At 67.4% G+C, this 19,619-nt stretch carries 23 protein-coding genes and 4 pseudogenes; 13 read left to right on the top strand and 14 right to left on the bottom strand.

Annotated features, from left to right (window positions below):
* Positions 1 to 477 precede the first annotated feature (477 nt).
* The 8 genes from AB0H84_RS04225 to AB0H84_RS04190 all read left to right on the top strand — a co-directional run bounded on the left by AB0H84_RS04225 (position 478) and on the right by AB0H84_RS04190 (position 5,101).
* Positions 478 to 1,029, top strand: a complete 552-nt coding sequence (locus AB0H84_RS04225; RefSeq protein ID WP_357597836.1) for an RNA polymerase sigma factor — start codon at positions 478 to 480, stop codon at positions 1,027 to 1,029.
* Positions 1,026 to 1,589 carry a hypothetical protein gene (locus AB0H84_RS04220; RefSeq protein WP_357597833.1) on the top strand — a complete coding sequence of 188 codons (564 nt, stop codon included), beginning with the start codon at positions 1,026 to 1,028 and terminating at the stop codon, positions 1,587 to 1,589. Before AB0H84_RS04225 ends, AB0H84_RS04220 begins: the two co-directional genes overlap by 4 nt.
* Before the next feature lie 33 nt (positions 1,590 to 1,622).
* Entirely contained in the window at positions 1,623 to 2,018 is a 396-nt protein-coding gene (locus AB0H84_RS04215; RefSeq protein ID WP_357597830.1) for a hypothetical protein, read from the top strand.
* Positions 2,015 to 3,025, top strand: a complete 1,011-nt coding sequence (locus AB0H84_RS04210) for a D-alanine--D-alanine ligase (protein ID WP_357597827.1) — start codon at positions 2,015 to 2,017, stop codon at positions 3,023 to 3,025. Before AB0H84_RS04215 ends, AB0H84_RS04210 begins: the two co-directional genes overlap by 4 nt.
* The gene (locus AB0H84_RS04205; RefSeq protein ID WP_357597824.1) at positions 3,022 to 3,708 is read left to right on the top strand and encodes a M15 family metallopeptidase; all 687 of its coding nucleotides are present in this window, start codon (positions 3,022 to 3,024) and stop codon (positions 3,706 to 3,708) included. Before AB0H84_RS04210 ends, AB0H84_RS04205 begins: the two co-directional genes overlap by 4 nt.
* Before the next feature lie 162 nt (positions 3,709 to 3,870).
* Complete coding sequence (locus AB0H84_RS04200; protein WP_357597821.1) at positions 3,871 to 4,038, top strand: hypothetical protein; 168 nt, start codon at positions 3,871 to 3,873, stop codon at positions 4,036 to 4,038.
* The gene (locus tag AB0H84_RS04195) at positions 4,035 to 4,241 is read left to right on the top strand and encodes a hypothetical protein (RefSeq protein ID WP_357597819.1); all 207 of its coding nucleotides are present in this window, start codon (positions 4,035 to 4,037) and stop codon (positions 4,239 to 4,241) included. The genes AB0H84_RS04200 and AB0H84_RS04195 overlap by 4 nt, the downstream gene beginning before the upstream one ends.
* 152 nt (positions 4,242 to 4,393) lie before the next feature.
* Positions 4,394 to 5,101, top strand: a complete 708-nt coding sequence (locus tag AB0H84_RS04190) for a sensor domain-containing protein (RefSeq protein ID WP_357597816.1) — start codon at positions 4,394 to 4,396, stop codon at positions 5,099 to 5,101.
* Between the two features lie 84 nt (positions 5,102 to 5,185).
* Here the strand turns inward: AB0H84_RS04190 and xylB are convergent, their stop codons facing one another.
* The 3 genes from xylB to AB0H84_RS04175 all read right to left on the bottom strand — a co-directional run bounded on the left by xylB (position 5,186) and on the right by AB0H84_RS04175 (position 7,479).
* The gene (xylB, locus tag AB0H84_RS04185; protein WP_357597813.1) at positions 5,186 to 6,589 is read right to left on the bottom strand and encodes a xylulokinase; all 1,404 of its coding nucleotides are present in this window, start codon (positions 6,587 to 6,589) and stop codon (positions 5,186 to 5,188) included.
* 162 nt (positions 6,590 to 6,751) lie between these two features.
* On the bottom strand, positions 6,752 to 6,940 hold the full coding sequence (locus tag AB0H84_RS04180; protein ID WP_357597810.1) for a hypothetical protein: 189 nt from the start codon (positions 6,938 to 6,940) through the stop codon (positions 6,752 to 6,754).
* 89 nt (positions 6,941 to 7,029) lie between these two features.
* The gene (locus tag AB0H84_RS04175; RefSeq protein WP_357597807.1) at positions 7,030 to 7,479 is read right to left on the bottom strand and encodes a MarR family transcriptional regulator; all 450 of its coding nucleotides are present in this window, start codon (positions 7,477 to 7,479) and stop codon (positions 7,030 to 7,032) included.
* A 61-nt stretch (positions 7,480 to 7,540) separates the two neighbouring features.
* Between AB0H84_RS04175 and AB0H84_RS04170 the strand changes: the two genes are divergently transcribed.
* The gene (locus tag AB0H84_RS04170) at positions 7,541 to 8,050 is read left to right on the top strand and encodes a VOC family protein (RefSeq protein ID WP_357597804.1); all 510 of its coding nucleotides are present in this window, start codon (positions 7,541 to 7,543) and stop codon (positions 8,048 to 8,050) included.
* Positions 8,051 to 8,094: 44 nt separating this feature from the next.
* Positions 8,095 to 8,325, top strand: coding sequence for a hypothetical protein (locus AB0H84_RS04165; RefSeq protein ID WP_357597801.1), 231 nt, complete (start codon positions 8,095 to 8,097; stop codon positions 8,323 to 8,325).
* On the opposite strand, the gene AB0H84_RS04160 is transcribed toward AB0H84_RS04165, so the two are convergent.
* Positions 8,322 to 8,678 (bottom strand): hypothetical protein, encoded by a 357-nt coding sequence (locus tag AB0H84_RS04160; protein WP_357597799.1) that lies wholly within the window; start codon positions 8,676 to 8,678, stop codon positions 8,322 to 8,324. The genes AB0H84_RS04165 and AB0H84_RS04160 overlap by 4 nt on opposite strands.
* 516 nt (positions 8,679 to 9,194) lie before the next feature.
* Here AB0H84_RS04160 and AB0H84_RS04155 point away from each other — a divergent pair.
* A pseudogene (locus AB0H84_RS04155) lies at positions 9,195 to 9,977 on the top strand (IS5 family transposase); the annotation flags it as partial.
* 1,040 nt (positions 9,978 to 11,017) lie between these two features.
* Positions 11,018 to 11,977, top strand: a complete 960-nt coding sequence (locus AB0H84_RS04150) for a LuxR C-terminal-related transcriptional regulator (protein WP_357597918.1) — start codon at positions 11,018 to 11,020, stop codon at positions 11,975 to 11,977.
* A gap of 138 nt (positions 11,978 to 12,115) precedes the next feature.
* Here the strand turns inward: AB0H84_RS04150 and AB0H84_RS04145 are convergent.
* The 9 genes and pseudogenes from AB0H84_RS04145 to AB0H84_RS04105 all read right to left on the bottom strand — a co-directional run.
* Positions 12,116 to 12,572: pseudogene (locus AB0H84_RS04145) on the bottom strand (transposase); the annotation flags it as partial.
* A 44-nt stretch (positions 12,573 to 12,616) separates the two neighbouring features.
* Positions 12,617 to 12,820, bottom strand: a pseudogene (locus AB0H84_RS04140) (integrase core domain-containing protein); the annotation flags it as partial.
* Between the two features lie 17 nt (positions 12,821 to 12,837).
* Complete coding sequence (locus tag AB0H84_RS04135; protein ID WP_357597796.1) at positions 12,838 to 13,905, bottom strand: IS110 family transposase; 1,068 nt, start codon at positions 13,903 to 13,905, stop codon at positions 12,838 to 12,840.
* A gap of 206 nt (positions 13,906 to 14,111) precedes the next feature.
* Positions 14,112 to 14,291 carry a hypothetical protein gene (locus AB0H84_RS04130; RefSeq protein WP_357597793.1) on the bottom strand — a complete coding sequence of 60 codons (180 nt, stop codon included), beginning with the start codon at positions 14,289 to 14,291 and terminating at the stop codon, positions 14,112 to 14,114.
* 17 nt (positions 14,292 to 14,308) lie between these two features.
* Positions 14,309 to 15,106, bottom strand: coding sequence for an IS3 family transposase (locus tag AB0H84_RS04125; protein ID WP_357597790.1), 798 nt, complete (start codon positions 15,104 to 15,106; stop codon positions 14,309 to 14,311).
* Positions 15,107 to 15,245: 139 nt separating this feature from the next.
* Positions 15,246 to 15,653 carry a hypothetical protein gene (locus AB0H84_RS04120; RefSeq protein WP_357597787.1) on the bottom strand — a complete coding sequence of 136 codons (408 nt, stop codon included), beginning with the start codon at positions 15,651 to 15,653 and terminating at the stop codon, positions 15,246 to 15,248.
* A 19-nt stretch (positions 15,654 to 15,672) separates the two neighbouring features.
* On the bottom strand, positions 15,673 to 15,885 hold the full coding sequence (locus tag AB0H84_RS04115; RefSeq protein ID WP_357597915.1) for a transposase: 213 nt from the start codon (positions 15,883 to 15,885) through the stop codon (positions 15,673 to 15,675).
* A 323-nt stretch (positions 15,886 to 16,208) separates the two neighbouring features.
* Entirely contained in the window at positions 16,209 to 16,553 is a 345-nt protein-coding gene (locus tag AB0H84_RS04110; protein ID WP_357597786.1) for a hypothetical protein, read from the bottom strand.
* Between the two features lie 723 nt (positions 16,554 to 17,276).
* Positions 17,277 to 17,870, bottom strand: a complete 594-nt coding sequence (locus AB0H84_RS04105) for a flavodoxin family protein (protein ID WP_357597783.1) — start codon at positions 17,868 to 17,870, stop codon at positions 17,277 to 17,279.
* Positions 17,871 to 18,087: 217 nt separating this feature from the next.
* Here AB0H84_RS04105 and AB0H84_RS04100 point away from each other — a divergent pair, with 217 nt between their 5' ends.
* Positions 18,088 to 18,354 carry a hypothetical protein gene (locus tag AB0H84_RS04100; RefSeq protein WP_357597780.1) on the top strand — a complete coding sequence of 89 codons (267 nt, stop codon included), beginning with the start codon at positions 18,088 to 18,090 and terminating at the stop codon, positions 18,352 to 18,354.
* A 422-nt stretch (positions 18,355 to 18,776) separates the two neighbouring features.
* Here the strand turns inward: AB0H84_RS04100 and AB0H84_RS04095 are convergent.
* Positions 18,777 to 19,564: pseudogene (locus AB0H84_RS04095) on the bottom strand (transposase); the annotation flags it as partial.
* Positions 19,565 to 19,619: the final 55 nt, after the last annotated feature.

Below are 19,619 nucleotides of genomic sequence, written 5' to 3'. Positions count from 1 at the left end.
CATCGATCCAGGCAAGCCCAGCAGGCCGACTCCTACGGCTCAAGCCCCCTCTGTGACCCTTGGCGTCCAATGGCCGAGGAACGGCGACCGGCTAACGTACACACGAAGACGGGCTTGCCCCTCCGTCGCCGGCCCGCTGCCGCTTCGCGGTGGGTCGACGGCATACGGGATGCGCGGAAGGCGAGGCGCGCGCGTCCGCGCGGGGGCCTTTTGATCTTCAAGGGCGTCGTGGTTGCAACGGCTGGATTCCCCAGAGAGCGCCCGCCGTTCGGGCATGGGGCCTTGGAGTTGGTCCCGGACGGCGCGGGATACCGGGCTGGGCACCGCATGCCACCCTCGCCATACCCACCGAACGCGCCGACCGGGGTTGCCGCACCGCCGCACCATCGCAGCCCGAATGGCCTAACCCGTTGATTTGTAAGCCTTCAGCCGGTTCTTACCAAGTACGGGTGTAGATCGACGAAGGGAGCAAGGCCGGTGCGTCTCAAGCGGGGGAAGCTCGCCACAGACCCCGTGGCGTTCGAAGCCTTCTACCGGCGGCACATCGACGCGGTCACGCGTTTCCTGTCACGCCGGGTCGACGACCCGCACACGGTCGCCGACCTGGCGGCCGATGTGTTCCTTGCGGTGTTCGACTCGGCGCACACGTACCGCCCGGGCAAAGGCAGCGAGATCGCGTGGCTGTACGGCGTCGCGCGCAACACGCTGTCGGCCGAGCGGCGGCGGGCATTGCGGCAGTCCGAGCTCACCCATCGGGTGAGCGGGCGACGTCCGCTCGACGGCGATGACGTGTCCCGGTTGGAAGAGCAGATAGACGCGGAACGGCCCGCCAGGGCGGCCTTCGAGGCCATGGCCGGATTGCCCGACGGGGAGCGCGCTGTCCTGGAACTGGTGGTTCTGGAGCAGCTCACGCCGTCGGAGGCGGCGGTAGCGCTCGGGATCCGGCCGGGGACCGCCATGGTGCGGCTGCACCGCGCCCGCAAGACACTTCGCGACCTGCCCTTCGTCATGGAAGGAATCCCACGATGAGATTCGAGGAGCAGTTGCTGATGGACCTCAAAACCGAGATGACCGCTCGGAACGAACGCAGCCGCCGCATCGGCCGCCGCCTGCTTGCGGGGGCGGCGGTGGCCGGGCTGGCGGCTGTGGCGGCGGTGGCGGTTCCGCTGCTGACCGGGGCTGAGCCGGCGTATGCGGTGAGCAAGAACGCCAACGGCACCATCACGGTGGAGCTCAAGGAGTTCAGGGACGCCGCCAAGCTGGAGCAGGACCTCAGAGATCTTGGCGTGCCCGCCGCCGACGTCACGTACCTCAAGCCCTACACGAAGTGCCAGGACGACCGGGGCGCGCTCGTCGGCGGCGAATACGACACTCCGGAGGAGTGGAGGGAGTCCGTGCATTACAAGGTCGCCAGGCCGGGGCCGAAGGGCTTCATCATCGATCCCCGCTATGTCCGGAAGGGGCAGACGGTGCTGCTGGAGTTCACCGAAAACCCGAAGGGGCCGTTCAAGTCGCAGCTCAATGCGTCGGTGATTGAGGGCCCGGTCAAGCCGTGCGTTCCGGTGCACGACCCGACGCAACTCGGCTGACCGGCGGCTGCGCGAAGGAAGGACTGTCGGGCATTGACCCCTGTTCCGCTTGTTCTGGTGAGCCATGGACCGCCGCCTGAGTGCCGGGCATTCGACATCGTGGAGAGGGTCACGCCCGAGACGGTGATCCGCTGCGAGGGTCGTCTGGCCACGGCTGCTCATGTCGCCCTTGTGGATCCCCACCCGATCTTCGGTGAGCAGGCGATCATCGCCGCGCTGCATTTGCGTAATGCCGGGATGACGGCGGTGGTCGGTGATCCGGGGTTGGTGCCCGATGATCTCGTTCGGCCGATCCATGCGTGCATGGCGAAGGCACGGGCGGACGCGGTGCCCGTTCAGACGGAGGTGCTCATCTTGGAGGACGCCATGCGTTTCTATCACGACATTGACACGATCATACGAGCGTTCGAGCGTGGGGTGCGTCGATGATTCCGCCCAGGAAGCCGATGCGGGTGGCGTTGCTCTTCGGTGGGGCGAGCGCGGAGCGGGACGTTTCGGTTGCGAGTGCGGCGCAGGTGATGTCTGCCCTGCGGGCGCTCGGGCATCGGGTGGAGGCTTTCGACCTCGCGAAGGGCAGGCTCAGCCCGGCCGACGCCGAAGGCGTGCTGCGGGCGAAGGTCGCGCCCACGCCTCCCGATCCGGTCAGGCTGCCCACCGTGGCGATCGCCCCCAGACTGGTGGAGGAGATGCTGGGCGTGGACGTCGTCTTCCTCGCGCTGCACGGCGGAGTCGGTGAGAACGGCGCTGTGCAGGCCGTCCTCGACTCGGCCGGACTGCCCTACACCGGCAGCGGGCACCTCGCGAGTGCCGTCGCCATGGACAAGGACATCGCCAAGCGGCTGTTGAGCACCTCAGGGGTCCCCACGCCTGAATGGGTTCTCCTACGGCCTGGCGACGATCTCGAGGACCTTCCCTTCGACGGCCCGGTCATCGTCAAGCCCAACGCCCAGGGCTCCTCGATCGGCCTGACCCTCGTCAAGGGCCAGGAGGATCTGAGCGACGCCGTACGGGCGGCACGCAGGCGTGACACGGATGTGCTGATCGAGCGTTTCGTGCCGGGCCGCGAGTTCGTGGTCGGCGTGCTGGACGGCGACCCGCTGGCCGTCGGCGAGATCAGGACGGAAGGCCAGGAGATCTTCGACTACGAGGCCAAGTACCAGGTCGGCGGGGCGCTGGAGATCTTCCCCGCGGACATTCCCGCCGCTCTGGAGGACGAACTGCGCTCGCTGGCCGTCCGGGCCCACGAAAGCCTCAGGCTGGGCTCGTACAGCAGGGTGGATTTCCGGATGGACGACAAGGGCGGGATCTGGTGCCTTGAGGCGAACACCCTTCCCGGGATGACCGCCACCAGCCTCTTTCCACAATCGGCGCAGGCGGCCGGGATCTCCTTCCCCGAGCTGTGCGAGTGCATCTGCCGGCTGGCGGTGCGTTCGTGACGGCGGCCGAGTTCGAGCACGTCACCATACGGGAGAACGGGGATCCGCTGACGGATCTGATGTCCCACCCGCTCGCGTGCGATCCCTCGTACTTCCGCCGGGGCCTGTCGCCGACCAGCGCGATGTACCTGCGGCTGACAGTCGCCGAGATGCTGGTGGACATCCAGCGGGCGCTGGCGCCGCTGGCCTTCAAGATCTGGGACGGTTACCGCCCCCGGCTTGTGCAGCGGAACATCTTCGAGGATTATCTGGCCACCTTGCGGGCCGACCATCCGGATATGAGCGAGGACGAGTTGCAGAAGAGGGCGGAGGTCTTCGTCACGGACCCGGGCAGCTCGCGGCGCATCCCTCCGCACGCCACCGGGGGAGCCGTGGACCTGACCCTGGTCGACGCGTACGGGCGCGAACTCGACATGGGCACGCCGTATGATCACTTCGGGCCGGAGTCGGCCGCGCTCTACTTCGAGGACAACGCCTGGAACACGACTGCCAGGAACAACCGGCGGATACTCCGGGACGCGATGACGGGCGCCGGCTTCCGCATTGACGCCGATGAGTGGTGGCATTTCGATTTCGGTAACCAGATCTGGGCCGCGCACTACAACGAGCCGGTCGCCTGTTATGGCGAGATCGAGGTCTTCGACCCCCCCGAGCTAGGGCCCACGGCCGTTGGCCGAGGTTGAACCACTGATGGCGCTTTCCGGCGGTCGTCGCAGCACATCAATCTGTTGTCGTGCAGCATTTCACCTTTATCAGCGATGCTGGTCTTCGGCGTCTGGCGCTGATATAGCCCAGGTCGGTCATCGACTACGTCAACTTCCCTCCGTACAGCGATCGTGGCGGCCATGCGCTCCACCGAGCAGCAGGCGTTCAACGCCGATGGGATCGACGGCATCGCCCTGCGCTACCGCGCGTTCTACGGCCTGTCCGGTTCGGAGGGGCTTGTCGCGGCGCTGCAGGCGGGCAGGCCCACAACATCGTCGACGACGTCCCGGTCACCTGGGGCGAAATGATCGCCGAGCATGCCCGCGCCGCCGGCACCAAGCCGCCACGCGCGCTGCCCGACTGGGTCATCAGGCCGGCCGCGCCGTACCTCGCCGCACTGATGATCGACACCTCCATGCGCGTGTCGAACGCCAAGGCCAAGGCCGAGCTCGGCCGGACGCCCGGCCTGCCCGGCTGCCGGGAGGGCATCCGTCGCGACATCGCCGCCTGAAGGATCGCCCCACCTCGCCATCGCCCCTGTCCCGGAGCGGCCCGAGAGAGAGTGGGGCCGCCCTGACACGTACGTGGTAGGGCTTTCCCTACCACGTACAGGCCCGTACGCAGGGTCGATGGCCGCGGGCCCCGGCTCGTAGCGTTTTCCCCATGAGAGCCCTCCAGCGCCGCCTCGCCACCGACACCCGCTACACGTTGCTCGGCCTCCCCCTGGCCGTCGCCTCCTTCGCCGTCACCACCGTCGGGGTCTCGGCGGGACTCGGCAGCGCCGTCGCCTTCGTCGGCCTGCCCGTGCTCGCCGCGACCGCCGCCGCCTCCCGCCACCTCGCCGATCTCGAGCGCGTCGCGCTCCCGGGCGTGCTCGGCCACCCGGTCGCCCGCCCGCCGTACGCGCCCGCCCCCGAGGGAGCGGGCTGGTTCCGCCGCGTGATGAACCCGCTGACCAGCGGCCAGGCGTGGATGGACCTGCTGTACGGGATCATCGCGTTCCCGTTCTCGCTGCTCGCCTTCGTGCTCACCACGGTGTGGTGGGCCGGGACCGTCGCCGGTCTCACCTTCCCCATCTACGGCTGGGCCGTCGCCCGGATCCCCGGCGCCGAGCACGGGGTGGTCCTCCAGTGGCTGGGGCTGCCTGACACCCCCACGATGTACGTGGTCGCCACCACGGCCGTGGGCGTCCTGTTCGCGCTGACCCTGGTGCCGGTGGTCCGGATGGCCGCCCTGCTCAAGGCGGGCGTGGCGCAGGTGCTGCTCACCCGCGCCGTCCCCCAGGAAAAGCCTGGTTTCCCCCAGGAGAAGCACGCTGTCTCCCAGGAGAAGCCCGCCGGGACCCCGGAGCCGGCGTGGCTGGCCGGCTGACGATCCGTCCCTCCCTCATGGCCGCCTCCGCCCCGCATCAGCCGGGCAGGGCGGCCATCGTCATGCTCCCGGTGCTCGTCCCCGTCAGTCGAGGATGTGGGTGGTGGCGCGGGCGTAGCGCTCGCGGATCGAGGGGATCGCCTCCCCCTCGTACGTCTCCGTCTCCTCCGACCGCCAATCCGGCGAAGTGACCAGGGTGGCGGCCTGGTGGGCGGCGCCGTCGGCGACGTACTCGGCCGGCGGCGGCACCGTGATCGGGACGCCGAAGATCGTGGGGGCGATGCGGCGGACCGCCTCCGAACGGGCCGCGCCGCCGATCAGCAGCACCCGCTCGGGCGTCATGCCCAGCGCGTCGAGGGCGTCGGCGAGGCCGCACAGCATGCCCTCGATGGCCGCCCGGGCCAGGTGGGCGGGCGTGGAGGTGGCCAGGGTCAGCCCGTGGATGGAGCCCGTCGCGGTGGGGCGGTTGGGGGTGCGCTCGCCCTCCAGGTACGGCACGAGCGTCAGCCCGTCCGACCCCGGCGGGGCCTGGAGCGCGAGGTCGCTCAGCTCGTCCAGGCCGACCCCGGCGATGCGGGCGGCGGCGTCCATGACCCGGGCGGCGTTGAGCGTGCACACAAGGGGAAGGAAGCGGCCCGTGGCGTCGGCGAAGCCGGCGACCGCGCCGGTGGCGTCGGCGCTGGGCGACTCCGCGACCGCGAACGCGGTGCCGGAGGTGCCGAGCGACACCACGACGTCACCCGGCCGGGCGCCCACTCCGAGCGCGGCCGCCATGTTGTCGCCCGTCCCCGGTGCGATCAAGACCGCGCCGCCCTCGAAGGCCGCGTCCGCCGGACCCAGCACCCGGGGGAGTGCCGGGACCGCCCCGAACGCCAGCTTCAGCAGGTCCGTGCGGTACGCCCCCGTCGCCGGTGACCAGTAGCCCGTCCCCGAGGCGTCCCCGCGGTCCGTGGTGAGCTGGTCGATCGGCGGCACGGGCGCGTCGAGGGAGAAGTCTCCCGAGGCGAGCGCCCCGGCCAGGCGCCACGTGAGCCAGTCGTGCGGCAGGCACACGGCGGCGGTACGGGCGGCGTTGTCGGGCTCGTTCTCGGCCAGCCAGCGCAGCTTGGTCACCGTGAACGAGGCGACCGGCACCGACCCCACCGCGGAGGCCCACGCCTCCGGCCCGCCCAGCTCCGCGACCAGGTCGGTGGCGGCCTGAGCGGAGCGGGTGTCGTTCCACAGCAGGGCGTCACGTACGACATTTCCGGACTCGTCCAGGCAGACCATGCCGTGCTGCTGCCCCGCCACGCTGATGGCCCGTACGTCGGAGAGCCCACCGGCCTCCTCGACGGCCCGCAGCAGCGCGGCCCACCAGTGCGACGGATGCACCTCCGTGCCGCCGGGATGCGGCGCGCGGCCCTGCCGCACCAGCGCGCCCGTCTCCGCGTCACGAATGACGACCTTGCAACTTTGCGTCGACGAATCGACCCCAGCGACCAGCGTCACCCACGAACTCCTAACAAGTGCTCCAGCGCAAGCTGGTTGAGATGGGGCAAATGGTATCCGCCCTCGTCACGGCAAGCGCTTTCCGGAAAACTGCGATGGGGATGGACGGCGAGCACGGGGTTGGCTCGCACCTGTCTCGATGCTCCCCTGCCGATCAGTTGTTCACAAGCCCGAGGGGTCGCGCCCGACGCTGATCTCCTCGGCGATCTTGCGGATCTCCGTCACCTCGAGGCCGGGCGCCTTGGGGAGGTGGCGCAGCAGCGCCTCCATCACCACGGGCACGGGCTGGCCGGCGAACTGCCCGGCAATGCCGTGGACCGCCCTGAACAGCGCCTCTTCGGTGTCGTGCATCGGCCTCTCCTTCGTCGGGTACCCGGAGAACGGTACGGCCTCCGCACGACAGATTTCTCGCTCCCCCTCCCCGCGTGTCCCGCCGGAGATCACCCCTCCAGCGTCCTGCGGACAGCGACGCAGATCCCGTCGAGCTGCCGCACCTGCTCGGGCGTCAGCGCGTCGAACAGGCTCCGCCGTACCTCCTCCACATGCCCCGGCGCGGCGGCGGCCAGCGCGGCGAACCCGTCGTCCGTGAGCACGGCGAGATTGCCACGCCGGTCGGCCGGGCAGCGCTCGCGACGGACCCACCCGCGCTCCTCCAGGCGGGCCACGGCGTGCGAGAGACCGCTCTGGGAGCTCTGCGCCCTGGCGGCCAGCTCGCTCATCCGCATCGAGCGTCCGGGCGCCTCGGAGAGCGCCACGAGGATCATGTAGTACGTGTGCGGCATGCCCGCGTCCCGCTGGAGCTGGCGGTCGAGTGCCTCGTCGATGAGCTGGGTCGCCGCCAGGAAGTTGCGCCAGGTGTGCTGCTCGTCCGCGTCCAGCCATCTCGTCATGGGGCCAATTTAGTTGAACTCTCATATACTTGCTCCAGGACTCGGCAGAAAGGGGAGAACCATGCCTGTCCAGCGGCTCAACCACGCGGTCCTCTACGTCCGTGACGTGGAGCGCAGCGTCGCCTTCTACCGCGAGGCCCTCGGCTTCGAGGTCGTGATGAGCATGCGGGGCGCGGCCTTCCTGCAGGCCCCCGGCTCGACGAACGACCATGACCTGGGCCTGTTCGAGATCGGCGCGAACGCGGCCCCCTCGCCGGCCGGGCGCACGGCGGTCGGCCTCTACCACTTGGCGTGGGAGGTCGACACCCTCGACGAGCTGGAGCGCGTCGCGGTCAAGCTGACCGAGCTGGGCGCGATGGTGGGCGCATCCGACCACGGCACGACGAAGGCGGTGTACGCCAGGGACCCGGACGGGCTGGAGTTCGAGGTGTCGTGGCTGGTGCCGGCCTCGCTGCTCACCGAGGAGATCCTCGCCTCGCGTGCCGGCATCCGCCCGCTCGACCTGAACGCCGACAAGGAGCGGTTCGGCGGGCAGACCCGTGGCGGGGTGGGGGTCTCGATCCCGGTCTGAAGTACCGTGGGTGGTATACGGCCCTTCTTCCACGGAGAACGGTCATGCCAAGCGATCCTGACCACGTGCTCGACGCCATCGACGGCGTCGTCGACGAGTGGGAGACGCTGAGCGCGGACGCCATGCGCTGGGCGCCTCCCGAGAGCAAGAGTCCCGACTTCATGGCCGAGATGACGGAGATCTTCGGCCCGCTGGTCAACGCCTTCGCGCAGGCGCTGCGGCCCGTCAGCGACGCGTTCGAGCGGGTGCTGCACACCTTCGACGAGGACGACTAGCCGGTGGTGCGGCGCCGAGGCGTCCAGCGCGGGTACGCCTTGGCCGTCTCGGCCAGCCGTACGGCGTGCTCGGCCTGCTTGCGCCAGTGCCCGTAGGCGTCGCCGCGCTGTGCCAGCCGGTCCAGCTCGCTCATGGTCGCCAGCGGGATGAAGGCCGGCTCGGCGTCCCGCCACGGCGTGCCGGGCAGCGGCATGAACGTGTGGGTGTGGATGCGGGCGCCCAGCTCGGCCAGGTCGGAGGCGAGCCTGACGGAGGCGGCCTGGTCCTCCTCGGTCTCGCCCGGCATGCCGAAGATGAAGTCGACGTTCGGCCGGAAGCCGTGCTCGACCGCGATCCTGATGGCGTCGCGCACCGGTGAGGTGTCGTGGCCGCGCCCGGAGGCGGCCAGCACCTTGTCGGGAGCCCGACTGGGCGCCGATGATCAGGTTGTCGTTGGCCACGTAGCGCTTGAGCAGCCGCATGGCCTCGGGGGTGACGTGCTCGTGGTGCCGAGGAACCGTAGCTCCATGCTCGGAGCCTCCCTGTATTCGAGAATTTTCTGACCCCCTGATGGCGAACGGCGAATAGCAGCCGGTCAATGGGTCACCACCGCGAGGGCGCCCAGAACGACGAAGCCCCGTCACCCTAAGAGCCTGCTGACGAAGGATTTGGTCGCTGCAGCCAGGGTCAGGGATGCCCTGGTCGAGGCATCTTCGAGCGATACGCCTGCGGACAGGAGCGGGCTCCTGATAGCTGAGGTGTTGTCTACGCAACTCGGCAACCAGGAGCCCGTGGTTGGCTGTTTACACGCCCGCGTCCCTGAGCGGCCAGGGGTTGCGCCTCACCGGGATGCCGATGTCATGACCGGCATCGGTCATATCCGTCGGATCTGACCGATGCCGAGTGGACGGTGATGCAAGGCGGGGCGCGGGCGGTGATGGCCGAGCTGGTCCAGGTCACCGGCAGGCCGATGGTGCATGATCTGCGCGCGACATTCGACGCCATCCACTACGTGACCAGGTACGGGATCGAATGGCGTGCCCTGCCGGTGGACTTCCCGCCGCACGAGGCGGTGTACGCCTTCTTCCTGCGGTGGTCCCGGCGTGGCCTGCCCGAACGGCTCGCCGGACGCTTACACGGCCGTCTGCGCGTCATGGCCGGACGCGGCGAGCTGCCCACGGCCGGGTGCATCGACTCCCAGACGGTCAAGGCGGCCGAGACCGCCGGGGCTGCGGCCTGCGGGTATGACGCAGGCAAGAAGATCAAGGGGCAAAAGCGGCATATCGCGGTCGACACGCTCGGGCTGCTGTTGTGCGTGATCGTCACCGCTGCGTCGGTCCAAGACCGTGACGGCGCCCACCCGCTGCTGGCCCGGCTGCGGGAGAAGTTCTCCACCATCGCGCTGGTCTGGGCGGACGGCGGCTACGCCGGACGCCTGCTCACCTGGGCGCATGACGTGCTCCACCTGACCGTCACGATCGTCAAGCGCTCCGACGACGTCCGCGGCTTCGTCGTGCTGCCGCGCAGGTGGGTGGCAGAACGGACCTTCGCCTGGCTGACCCGCTACCGCCGGCTGGTGCGGATCTACGAACGCAAGCCCGAACACCACGAAGCCCTGATCTGGTGGGCCACGGTGCACCAGATGACCCGCTGCCTGACCCGCGAACTGGCAGGCCAACCCCCTCCGGGCCGCTGGGCCGACCCGCCACCGCTTCCCCAGCTGTCCAGCCCCGACCGGCGCGGCAAGGTCCTGGAACTCCTGGCCGGCCGGCCCTGGCGGGCTTGGAGAGGGGCCGAGCTGGCCGCCATCCTCGGAATCGAGAACGTCAACAGCTTCCGCGTCCAGCTGTCCCAGTGGTCCCACCAGGGTTACGTCAACAGGATCGGACCAGCCCTCTACAGCCCCATGCCCACGAGCACTTGAGCCTTCGTCAGCAGGCTTTGAACGGTGTGAGGAGGCGCGGTGGCAGAGCCGGGCAGAGTGCGCAGACTGACCGATCAGGAAGGGCAGAAGCTGCAGCGGATCACGCATCGTGCAGTACGAGTACGGTGCGGCGTGTTGAGGCTGACCATGAACGCGATGGTCGATCGCGGGTGAGGTCGGTGCCTGACTTCACGTCGAGAGCGACTTCCATCACACAGGGGCCAAAGTATGATTTGGTCCTTGAACGTGCCTCGACCCCGACGATGTCACCGCATCAAAAGTCCTCTTTCTGCTGGACCTGATGAGGCAGACGGCGAGCGCCTGACCGTCAATCCGACCACCGCGATGATCTAAGTCAGCACGGATCCGCCAAGATCTATAAGACGCCCTAGCCGCCAGAGCGGGTGCCGCGTCGTTACCCTCAGGACTACCATGACGACATGGTGCTGGACAGGTGGGATGATCCCCGACTGACTCTGCGGATGGCGAGCAAGATTGTCCAGGCACCGCTGCCCGAGATGCTAGAACGTCTATCCGAGGTAGTGGCGGACGTGGTGCCGCACCGGGCGTTGTTGATGTTGACCGGTGACTGTCCCCGATTTCCGCTCATGACCTATGGAGAGCCCGCCGTGACCCAGGGGGTCACCAGTGGGGACATCGCAGGACTCGCGAAGTCGGCCGATGTGGGGCGACCGTGGGGCGGGCAGGTCCCGCTCGGTGGTGTCAGTCGGTCGATACTAGCCGTAGCGTCGGCACCCCCAGGTTCAGCGGGAGCGTTGTTGATCGTAGTGCTTGCTGGTGATGAGGATCCCGACGAGATGCGGCAGCATCTTGTTCAACAGTTGTGGGACATCGCCACTGCACACGTGGTCGGTCTTTTAACAGAGGCTGTGCCGGTGCACCTGGCAGCAAGCTGGGCTGCGGCCAATGAGCGGACCCGGTTGATTATGGAGTTGAACGCCCAGTACGCCAGCATGCTGACCGCGCAGCTGGGGGCATTGCGGTCCATAACCATGGATGACGCCACAGCCCGACGGACAGCAATCGACTTGGCGGCGGCGGCACTCATCGAGCTGCAGTCGGCGGCAAACCAGGACCTGGCAGCAGTCGAAGAGACCGCTCCCGAAGCATTCGCGTGCCTGGCTGACTCCCTAAGCTTGCTCACCCGGTACAGCAATGTGGAATTGGAGCTGGCCGGGCCTGAGCGCAGTATGCGTGTCCTGCCCGCCGATGTTGCCCAGGCAGCGAGGGCGACGGTACGCGACGCGGTGCTGCTCTTGCTAGACCACGGAGGGGTCGGCCGGGTGCGGGTCGCATGGCGGGTGGAAGAAAGCAGTCTGCAAGTCAGCGTCCGAGATGACGGACCGGGCAGACTGTCCCTCGACACGCCTGCCGTGCGCCGCATCTCAGACCGAGTGCTCGGACTCAACGGGGCACTGGATGTCGACCCGGTGCCGAACTGGGGAACAGCGGTCACAGCGGTCTTGCCGCTCACGCCACCCGAGGTACCTGACGCACACCCGCTGAGCGTGCTCAATCCACGAGAGTTGGACGTGTTGGAACTGCTCATCCTAGGATGGCGCAACCGCCAGATCGCCACGCACTTGCATATCAGCGAACACACCGTGAAGTTTCATGTCGCGAACATCCTTAGCAAGCTCCAAGTAGAGTCCCGCGGGGAGGCGGCGGCCGTCGCGCGGGACGCGGGACTGCCATCTCGGTTCTCGGCGACGAAACTCTCCACATGATCGGCAAGGTTAGGGATGACGCCTAAGCAACCACGGCAGACAGCCGCCCACAAGCGGCGGAAGGCTTAGAGGTTCTACCTGATGCAATGAGGCGAGGTGTCGCCAGCAGATGAGGGCGCAGGCCAGGCTGAGGAAGGCCTAGTGGATGTCAGCGCGGACTTCCCAGGGGAATGCGCAGGCGTCGGAATGCGTGTTGTAGGGCGAGGGCCTGTTCGACGACGTAGCGGTGTTTGCCCAGGCCGGAGCCGTGTGCGGTGCCACGGCGGGCGATGAGTGGCCGGATCTGCAGAGTGCGGACCAGGGGGCGGTACGTGGCGTGGTCATAGCCTCGATCGGCGAGTACGAGGTCGGGGCCTGGCGGGGATAGCCGCGTTTACCGCGAACCTTCGCGATGGCCTGCAGGAGCGGGATGAGCTGGATGACGTCGTTGCGGTTGGCGCCGGTGGCGATGACGGCCAGTGGGATACCGGTGGCGTTAGTGATCAGGAGTGCGTGCTGCCGGCCCGGGCGCGATCGACCGGGGACGGGCCGGTCTGCGGCCCTCCTTTTACGCCCTGATCTGTGAAGAGCCCATCGCGCCCCGGGATAGGTCGAGTGAGGCGCCACGGTGATTCCGGACAGTCGCCTTGCGGGCGTAGCCTATGCGGCCGGTGGGGTTGAAAGGGACTCGTTGAGAACTTCGAAGGGTGGCCGATAGCCCAGTGCCGAGTGCAGGCGCCGGTGGTTGTAGAACCCTTCGATGTAGCGGATGACCTGCCGTCTTGCCTTGGCTCGGGCGGTGAAGACGAAGCGGTGCAGCCATTCGTCCTTGAGCGCGGAGAAGAACGACTCGGCCATCGCGTTGACGCTCCTATAGTTCGTCAAGTGGTCGCGGGCGGGTGTGGGCGGGCTTTGATGGCCTGGTAGATCTCGCGAGCGAGGTAGCGCTTCAGACAGCGGATGATCTCTTGTTTGGTCTTGCCGTCCACGGTGCGCCGCGCGACGTAGTCGATGGTGGGTTGGTGGAAGCGCATGCGGACAATGACCACGCGATAGAGCGCTGCGTTGAGCTGGCGGTGGCCGCCCCGGTTGAGGCGGTGTCGGATGGTGGTGCCGGAGGAAGCCGGGATCGGAGCGACGCCGGCGAGTTTGGCGAAGGCGGCCTGGGAGCGGATCCGTTCAGGGTTGTCACCGACCACGACCAGCACCTCGGCGGCGGTGTCGGCACCGATACCAAAGGCATTGACGAGGTCGGGGGCTTGCTGGGTGGTCAGCTGCTCGAGGATCGCGTCGTGCTCTTTGATCTCTTCGTTCAGTTGCAGCCACCGCCGGGCGAGCGCGCGCACGGCACGCTTGGCCGAGGCTAAGGTGCTGGTCACCGGGCCGGGCCGCAGGCCAGCGCAGCGGTCCAGGAGGACCATTTTCGACAGGTTGGCCAGTTGCTGACGTAGCTCGTCGGGAACGGTGACGAGCAGCGCCTTGAGCGTGACCATGGCTTGGGTGCGGGCCTTCACCGCTGTGTCACGGGCGATCTTGGTGTGGCGGATCATCTCCACCACGCCCTCGGCGCTCTTCGGCGTGGCGGTGGCCGTGCCCGCCAGGACGGCGCGGGCGGCGTTCTCGGCGTCGATCGGATCGGACTTGCCTCGCTGACGGCGGACGCGCCGGTCGGGCCGGTTGACCTCAACCACCTTGTGCCCGTGCCGACGCAGGTGGGAAGCCAGCCCAGCGCCGTAGGAACCGGTCCCCTCGACGCCGAAGCCCAGCACCTGCCCGAACCCGGCGGCCCAGGAGATGAGCTGCTCATAGCCACCCCGATCGGCGGCGACGCTGATGCTGGCCTGCAGGCCGCCCACGACATCGACCACGGCCGCGGTGTGCACATACTTGTGCGTGTCCACGCCGACCACGACTTTGCCGATCGGCTCGGCCTGCAGAATGCTCGTCATGACTGTGCTGCTCCCTTCGCCCGGCGGTGATGAGCACACCACCGTCAGCCGCGCGAGAGGGACAGGACTGTGACGAGCGCCTTGTCACAAGGCAGCAGGCTCCTATTGGGTCACCATCCGCACGGCCGACGGCTCGCATCCAACCGTCCCCGAGGCGACCGACAGATCAACAGCAAGGACACCCGAAGGGTCAGTCGTAACACGAGTCAAGCCGCCCCGGTGACGGTGATCCCATTCTCACAGTCGTAGCAGACCCCGGTGCGGCCAACCGAGCGGCGGATGTTCAGGCCGGTCAGGTAGCGGCCGAACTCGTCGCTGGTGTAGTTCGAGCCGCGGTCGGTGTGGAACACGGCGCCGGGCTGGAGCAGGCCGGTGCCGGCGGCCATCCGGATCGCGTCCTTGATCAGCTCGGTGCGTAGTGATCGGCCATCGCCCAGCCCAGCACCGCCTTGCTGTGACAGTCGATCACGGTGGCCAGATACAGAAAGCCCTCCCAAGTGCGGATGTAAGTGATGTCGCCGACCAGCTTGATGCCCGGCCGGGCGGCGGTGAAGTCGCGGCCCACCAGGTCGGAAATACCGCGAAAGTTGCCTTGGACGGTAGTTGTCGGCCGGAACGCCCGGACCTGGGCCGGGACCAGGCCCTGCTCGCGCACCAGTTCGGCCGAGCAGTGCTCGCCGCGGCGCAGCAGGGCGGGCGTGCACCCGCCGGTAGCCGTAGGTCTCGTGCGAGCTGGCGAAGATCTCTGCGATGACAGCGGCAAGCAGCGTCCGGCGTTGCGCGGTGGCCGAGGCCGTCGCTCCCGCCATTCGTAGAAGCCCGAGCGGGATACGCCCAGCCAGACACACATCCGGGCGATCGCATGGTGAGCCTTCTCCGCGTCGATCAGCTTGTACTTGGCGAGCGTCATCGAGTCTCGGACGCGAAGAAGGCGGCCGTTTTTTTTCAGGAAGATCAACTTCTCGCGCAGTTCGGCGTTCTCCCGCTCCAACTCCCGGATCCTGGCCCGGTCCGGCCCGGGGACCGGCTGCTGCTCCTCCTGGGCACTCGTGATCCGGTGCCGGTTCACCCAGCTGCCCAGGGTGCTGGCGTTGATATCGAACTCGCGTGCCACGGACGCGACCGTCCGATCGCCCTCCAGCACCATGCGGATGGCTTCTTCCTTGAACTCCGGCGAGAACTGCCTGCGACGCCTCGTCACGTACCTACCTCTTCCAGACTTCTGTCAGCTTATGTAGCCGACTGTCCGGAATCTGCTGGGCATCTCAGAGTGAGGTGCGGCCCGGGCCGCGCCGCTCGCCGCCCTGGCGGGAGCCCGCGAGTCGCCGGAGCCCGGTCGGTCAGGCGACACCACCCACGCAGCGCCGCCCTCGCTCACTGCCGTACCGGTACTCGTAAACGCAGATGGTGACGTTTTTCTCCTCGGGCCAGAAGTCGTTTTGCTCGTCCGCGCAATGACCGTCGTCGGATCCGTCCTTCACCGTCTTAACGCCGGAGGGATAGTAGGGACTGATGTCTACCCCTACGCCCCATCCATTGGACGAGTTGTCGCAGACGGTGATCTTCTCCCAGTTCGGGTAACCGTTGAAATCGGCGTCGAAATACGCACCACCGGTGTTGCTGCTCGCCGTACCTTGGCCCACGTACACCCAGCCGCTGTTCTGGCTGGCGTGGGAAGGGGTGGTGCCTCCCAGGACCAGCGCGCTGGCGGCCGCCAGGACCATAGCCGTGCCGTGCCACCGTCTCATGCTGCTACCTCGCTGACTATTAGAGCGATCTTGGATCGACCTCGAATATTGACAGGATCAGGGCTCCGTCGCGAAAGAGCGGCCCGCAGGTTGTCCCGGTTGATGAGGTACAGCCCGCCCAGCTCCGGAACACCACCCCGTTGATCATGGTCCGATTATCGTTCCAGCGATGTCCTCGCCGCAGATGTGCGGGCAGGAGCGGCGCCAGCAACTCCCACTCCTCATCCGTCAGATCATGACGCTTCAGTCGTTCATCAACATCCAGGCGGAAGGTCTACAGGACCCAAAGGTCAAGATCTACAGGGTGCGCCCAAACCCGACTTTGATACAGGCCATAACTCCAGGCGGAACAATCCCGCGCGGCGACCAGCACATGAGTCGAGTCGTTCCGCTGCTTACCCGGTGTTTTTACCAGCCCCTCCTCCGTCGACGCGGCATGGAGCGGATCCAGGGGCCTCTCCTCCAAGCCGTGCTCGGCCACCTGGGTACGAAACTCGCTCAGCACTCAAGACCCAGACCCAGACCCAGATGTGACCAGTCCCGGCAGACGCACAGCTACGACCTGGCGCTGCCTTCACCAAGGGTGTCTGCCTTTTCCCGGTTGTCCCAGATCTCGTGCACGTATACGGTGATGTCCCTTTCCTCGGGGAAGAAATCGCCTGCTCGCGAGACGCAGCGCCCATCAGCGGTCGTGTCCACGAGCGCGCGCATGTGCCTACCGTCGTGGACCCTGGCCTGGATCGGGTGGCCGGGTTTGTTGAGGCAGATCGTGATCTTTTCCCAGTCTCGGCGGCCGTTCAGGTCAGCATCGAAGTACACGGCTCCGCTGCGCGTCGACGTCCATACCCAGCCGCTGTTCTGCGAGGCATGCGCAGGCGTCGCGACGCAGAGTGCCAGCACGCTTGCCGCTGCCGCTGCGGCACCTCTGTTTATCCATCGCATGGAAAAGTAACTTCTCCTCTATCGCTGTGGGTCAGGCAACTGCCGACGGCGGTCAGGCGCCCGCTTGTCTTCAGTTGAAGGCTGTGGAACCCCGGTACTCGGACGCATGATCATGCTGGCCATCTCTTTGGCCCGTATTCGGTGGATCATCTCCGCCCGGGCCTCGAACCCACCCCTCGCCCGTTGGGCATCCGCCCCATCGTCGGCTCGGCCTGGGCCGCGTCGGGCGAATCGGACTGCCCGCCCGAACGGCGCTCCGATCTATGTGGTCGTGGACAACCCGTCAGCGCACACCCGGATCGCAGCCTCATGGCAGTGACTGGGGGCGCAGTCATTGACGGTCGCAGTGGTCACCACCGCCGCCAGGGGACGCCGACACCATCGCAAATCAGATTGATCTTGCTGATCGGCCAACCTATCGACCGTCTCAGCATCGGCCGCAGCCTTTCCGTGCGTCAGCTGCACGCCGGTGCGCGCCCACGATGCTGGAATCAAGCGCCATCAGCTAGTCCAGGCGCTGCTCAAGTGACCTGTCGGTGCGACGCCCGAGCAAGGCGCGTCCATTCGGACCGCAGACTGCCCGCAGGCTTTCCATCCCTTCACTCCAGCGTGGACTTGACGGCCTTCTGGGCCTACCACCTGGTTAGCTCGGGGTGGCGGGCCCACGGGCGCACGCGCCAGTCAAGCGACCTGCTGAGCCCTACGCAACAGCTGCGCATGCTCGGCCACTCGCCTGCCCAGGTGGGACCCAGTGAGCAAGTCAGCCTTGCACATCGCCTCGGGCCCTTCGTCACCGTTGGACTGGGCCGCGGCACCCAACCAGAAGCCAAGGCGGTTGAGATCACTCTCCGACCCGGTGCTCTCGTTCCAGCCTGGCATGAGTCCCAAGCTGATCCAATGCATGCCGTGCTGGGCGGCCAGCAGAGTAAAGTAATGCAGGGTGTGCAGCTTGTCGCCACTCTTGGAGCCGGAGTTGGTGAAACCGGCGGCTAGCTTGCCCGCCCAGCGCTGTCCGACCCAACGTTTGCTGGAATCATATGCGAACGTGTGGAACGCCGGGCTTGCTGCACCCATGTAGGTCGGAGATCCGAAGATGATCGCGTCGGCCGCGTCGAGCAGGCCCCATTGCTCCTCGGTGATCGTGTCGACGGTAATGATATTGGTAGTTGTGCCCGACACAGAGGCGGCGCCTTCGCAGACCGCCTCTGCAAGCCTGCCTGTATGGCCGAACCCGCTGTGGTATGCGACCGCGACAGCCGCGGAAATCTCGGACATATGGTGTACTCCAGCTTATTGATGATACGAAATCCGGCACGCGCGATGGCCGTCAATTGAACCAATACATACGCTATGCGTTTCCAGAGAAGCTGCTCAACAGGCCCTTCGGGTAGTTCGGCCCGCCCGATCGACTAGAAACCTTCAAAAGCGAGGGTTATGTGGCCTGGCCTGGACGTGAGCTGGCAGGCGGTCGTTGCGGAGCTACCTCCCATGTATGAGGTATCCCGATGATGGTCGTCTGACCGCTGAGCAGTGGTTACGCCGGGGGCAGGTGCGGATGCGGGCGGCCGACCGCTTCGTCGAGGGCGCGATCGATGCGCAGGTAGTGCGGGAGTTTCGGGCGTCGCGGACTTCGGCCAATCGATGGCGGCGGGCGCTGGAGACGGGCGGCCGTCAGGCGCTGGCCTCCAAAGGGGTGGGCGGAGCGGCATGCAAACTGGGTGAGGACCAGTTGGCGCGTCTGGAGCGCGGGCCGAGATGAGCCTGGAGGCTCTTCGGCGTCGAGCCGAAGGCCAGCCATGCGCCCCGCCTTCCGAGGCGACCGCGCCCCAGATGCTGGGCCCGCCTTCCCAGATGAACAACGCCCGGTGGGAGCTCCTCTCGGATCTCCAGCGCGGCCACCTCGCGTGGCAGCGTGGCGTCCTGCGCCGTGGTGATCTCTGCGCCGCGCGTCAGGGTCTTGCTCGTGCCGCCGCGGAGCGGGGCGGCGATCGCCGACCTGCACGCCGGATACCGGCCCGAGGTGATCCAGCCGTCGGCGCCACTGAGCTGTCGGCGTGGCCAGGCATCACCGTGGCGATGCGGCGGACCACCGCGCTCTGCTCGTCCTCGAGTCACGTCCACGGACGGGGTGTGTCCAGTTAACGGCTCTGTCCCGTAATCGGTGGTAGCGCTGGGTGATCTTCATCGCAGCAGGATGCGGTGGCGCAAGAGGTCGAACCCGGCGCGGCCGTGCATCTGTCGCATGATTCTCTTCGTGCGGGTGTTGACGCCTTCGGTTCGGCCGTTGTGGTGCCGGAGGGTGAGGGCGGCGTTCACGGCGTCGCGGTCGAGTTCGAGGCCGTTGGCGAAGCCGTGCAGGTGGGGCAGGTCAGCGGCTCGGATGGTGGTGATCCAGGCGATGAGCTTGGCGTCGTTGCCTTCGGCTGGGGTGAGGAGTTCGGCGAATCCGCGGACATGGCGGGCGAGTTCAGCCAGTTCGGGGCAGGCGGCCGTGAGCTCCTGCAACAGTTGGGTGTCGCTGTCACGCAGCCGGTCGGGGTGGGTGAGCAGGAGGCGGGTCAGGCGCCGTGGGGTGATGATAGAACGCTCTCCTTCGGCTCGGCCTTGGGTGATGTAGCGGTAGAGCAGGTTGAGGCTGCTCGTGTAGCCGAGCTCTTTGATCTCGCGGAACAACTGCAGGACCGCCACGGCAGGGTCGGCGGCGCGCCGCTCTCGCAGGTGATCACGGTAAGGATCGACGAGGGTGGGCCGGTAGCGCGCGGAGCGCGCCGCAAAGCCCCGGGTTCGCGGGTGCGGGCGTAACGCTTGACGGTGTTCAGAGACAGGTTCAGACGGCGAGCGCACTCCAGGAGGCCGACGCCCTTGTCCAGCAGGTCGTGGATCTGCTGCCACCGCTCGCGGGTGGTCTGTTCGTGGACTCCTGCGGGCCGGGGCGGGTTGACCGCGGCCCAGCAGGCGCTGTGGGAACGAGCGCCTGGCGCAACAGCGGGATCTTGTTGCGCATGGAGCCTCGGGCCATCTCGG

The organism is Nonomuraea sp. NPDC050786 (assembly GCF_040654115.1).
Classification (GTDB): domain Bacteria; phylum Actinomycetota; class Actinomycetes; order Streptosporangiales; family Streptosporangiaceae; genus Nonomuraea.
This window is presented reverse-complemented; position numbering and strand designations above follow the sequence as displayed.

Coding starts and splice junctions, on each gene's coding strand:
- AB0H84_RS04220 (WP_357597833.1), top strand. CDS start 1,026: ATGAGATTCGAGGAGCAGTTGCTGATGGACCTCAAAACCGAGATGACC.
- AB0H84_RS04210 (WP_357597827.1), top strand. CDS start 2,015: ATGATTCCGCCCAGGAAGCCGATGCGGGTGGCGTTGCTCTTCGGTGGG.
- AB0H84_RS04200 (WP_357597821.1), top strand. CDS start 3,871: ATGCGCTCCACCGAGCAGCAGGCGTTCAACGCCGATGGGATCGACGGC.
- AB0H84_RS04195 (WP_357597819.1), top strand. CDS start 4,035: ATGATCGCCGAGCATGCCCGCGCCGCCGGCACCAAGCCGCCACGCGCG.
- AB0H84_RS04190 (WP_357597816.1), top strand. CDS start 4,394: ATGAGAGCCCTCCAGCGCCGCCTCGCCACCGACACCCGCTACACGTTG.
- AB0H84_RS04180 (WP_357597810.1), bottom strand. CDS start 6,940: ATGCACGACACCGAAGAGGCGCTGTTCAGGGCGGTCCACGGCATTGCC.
- AB0H84_RS04175 (WP_357597807.1), bottom strand. CDS start 7,479: ATGACGAGATGGCTGGACGCGGACGAGCAGCACACCTGGCGCAACTTC.
- AB0H84_RS04170 (WP_357597804.1), top strand. CDS start 7,541: ATGCCTGTCCAGCGGCTCAACCACGCGGTCCTCTACGTCCGTGACGTG.
- AB0H84_RS04165 (WP_357597801.1), top strand. CDS start 8,095: ATGCCAAGCGATCCTGACCACGTGCTCGACGCCATCGACGGCGTCGTC.
- AB0H84_RS04135 (WP_357597796.1), bottom strand. CDS start 13,905: ATGACGAGCATTCTGCAGGCCGAGCCGATCGGCAAAGTCGTGGTCGGC.
- AB0H84_RS04130 (WP_357597793.1), bottom strand. CDS start 14,291: ATGGCCGCCGGCACCGGCCTGCTCCAGCCCGGCGCCGTGTTCCACACC.
- AB0H84_RS04120 (WP_357597787.1), bottom strand. CDS start 15,653: ATGAGACGGTGGCACGGCACGGCTATGGTCCTGGCGGCCGCCAGCGCG.
- AB0H84_RS04105 (WP_357597783.1), bottom strand. CDS start 17,870: ATGTCCGAGATTTCCGCGGCTGTCGCGGTCGCATACCACAGCGGGTTC.
- AB0H84_RS04100 (WP_357597780.1), top strand. CDS start 18,088: ATGAGGTATCCCGATGATGGTCGTCTGACCGCTGAGCAGTGGTTACGC.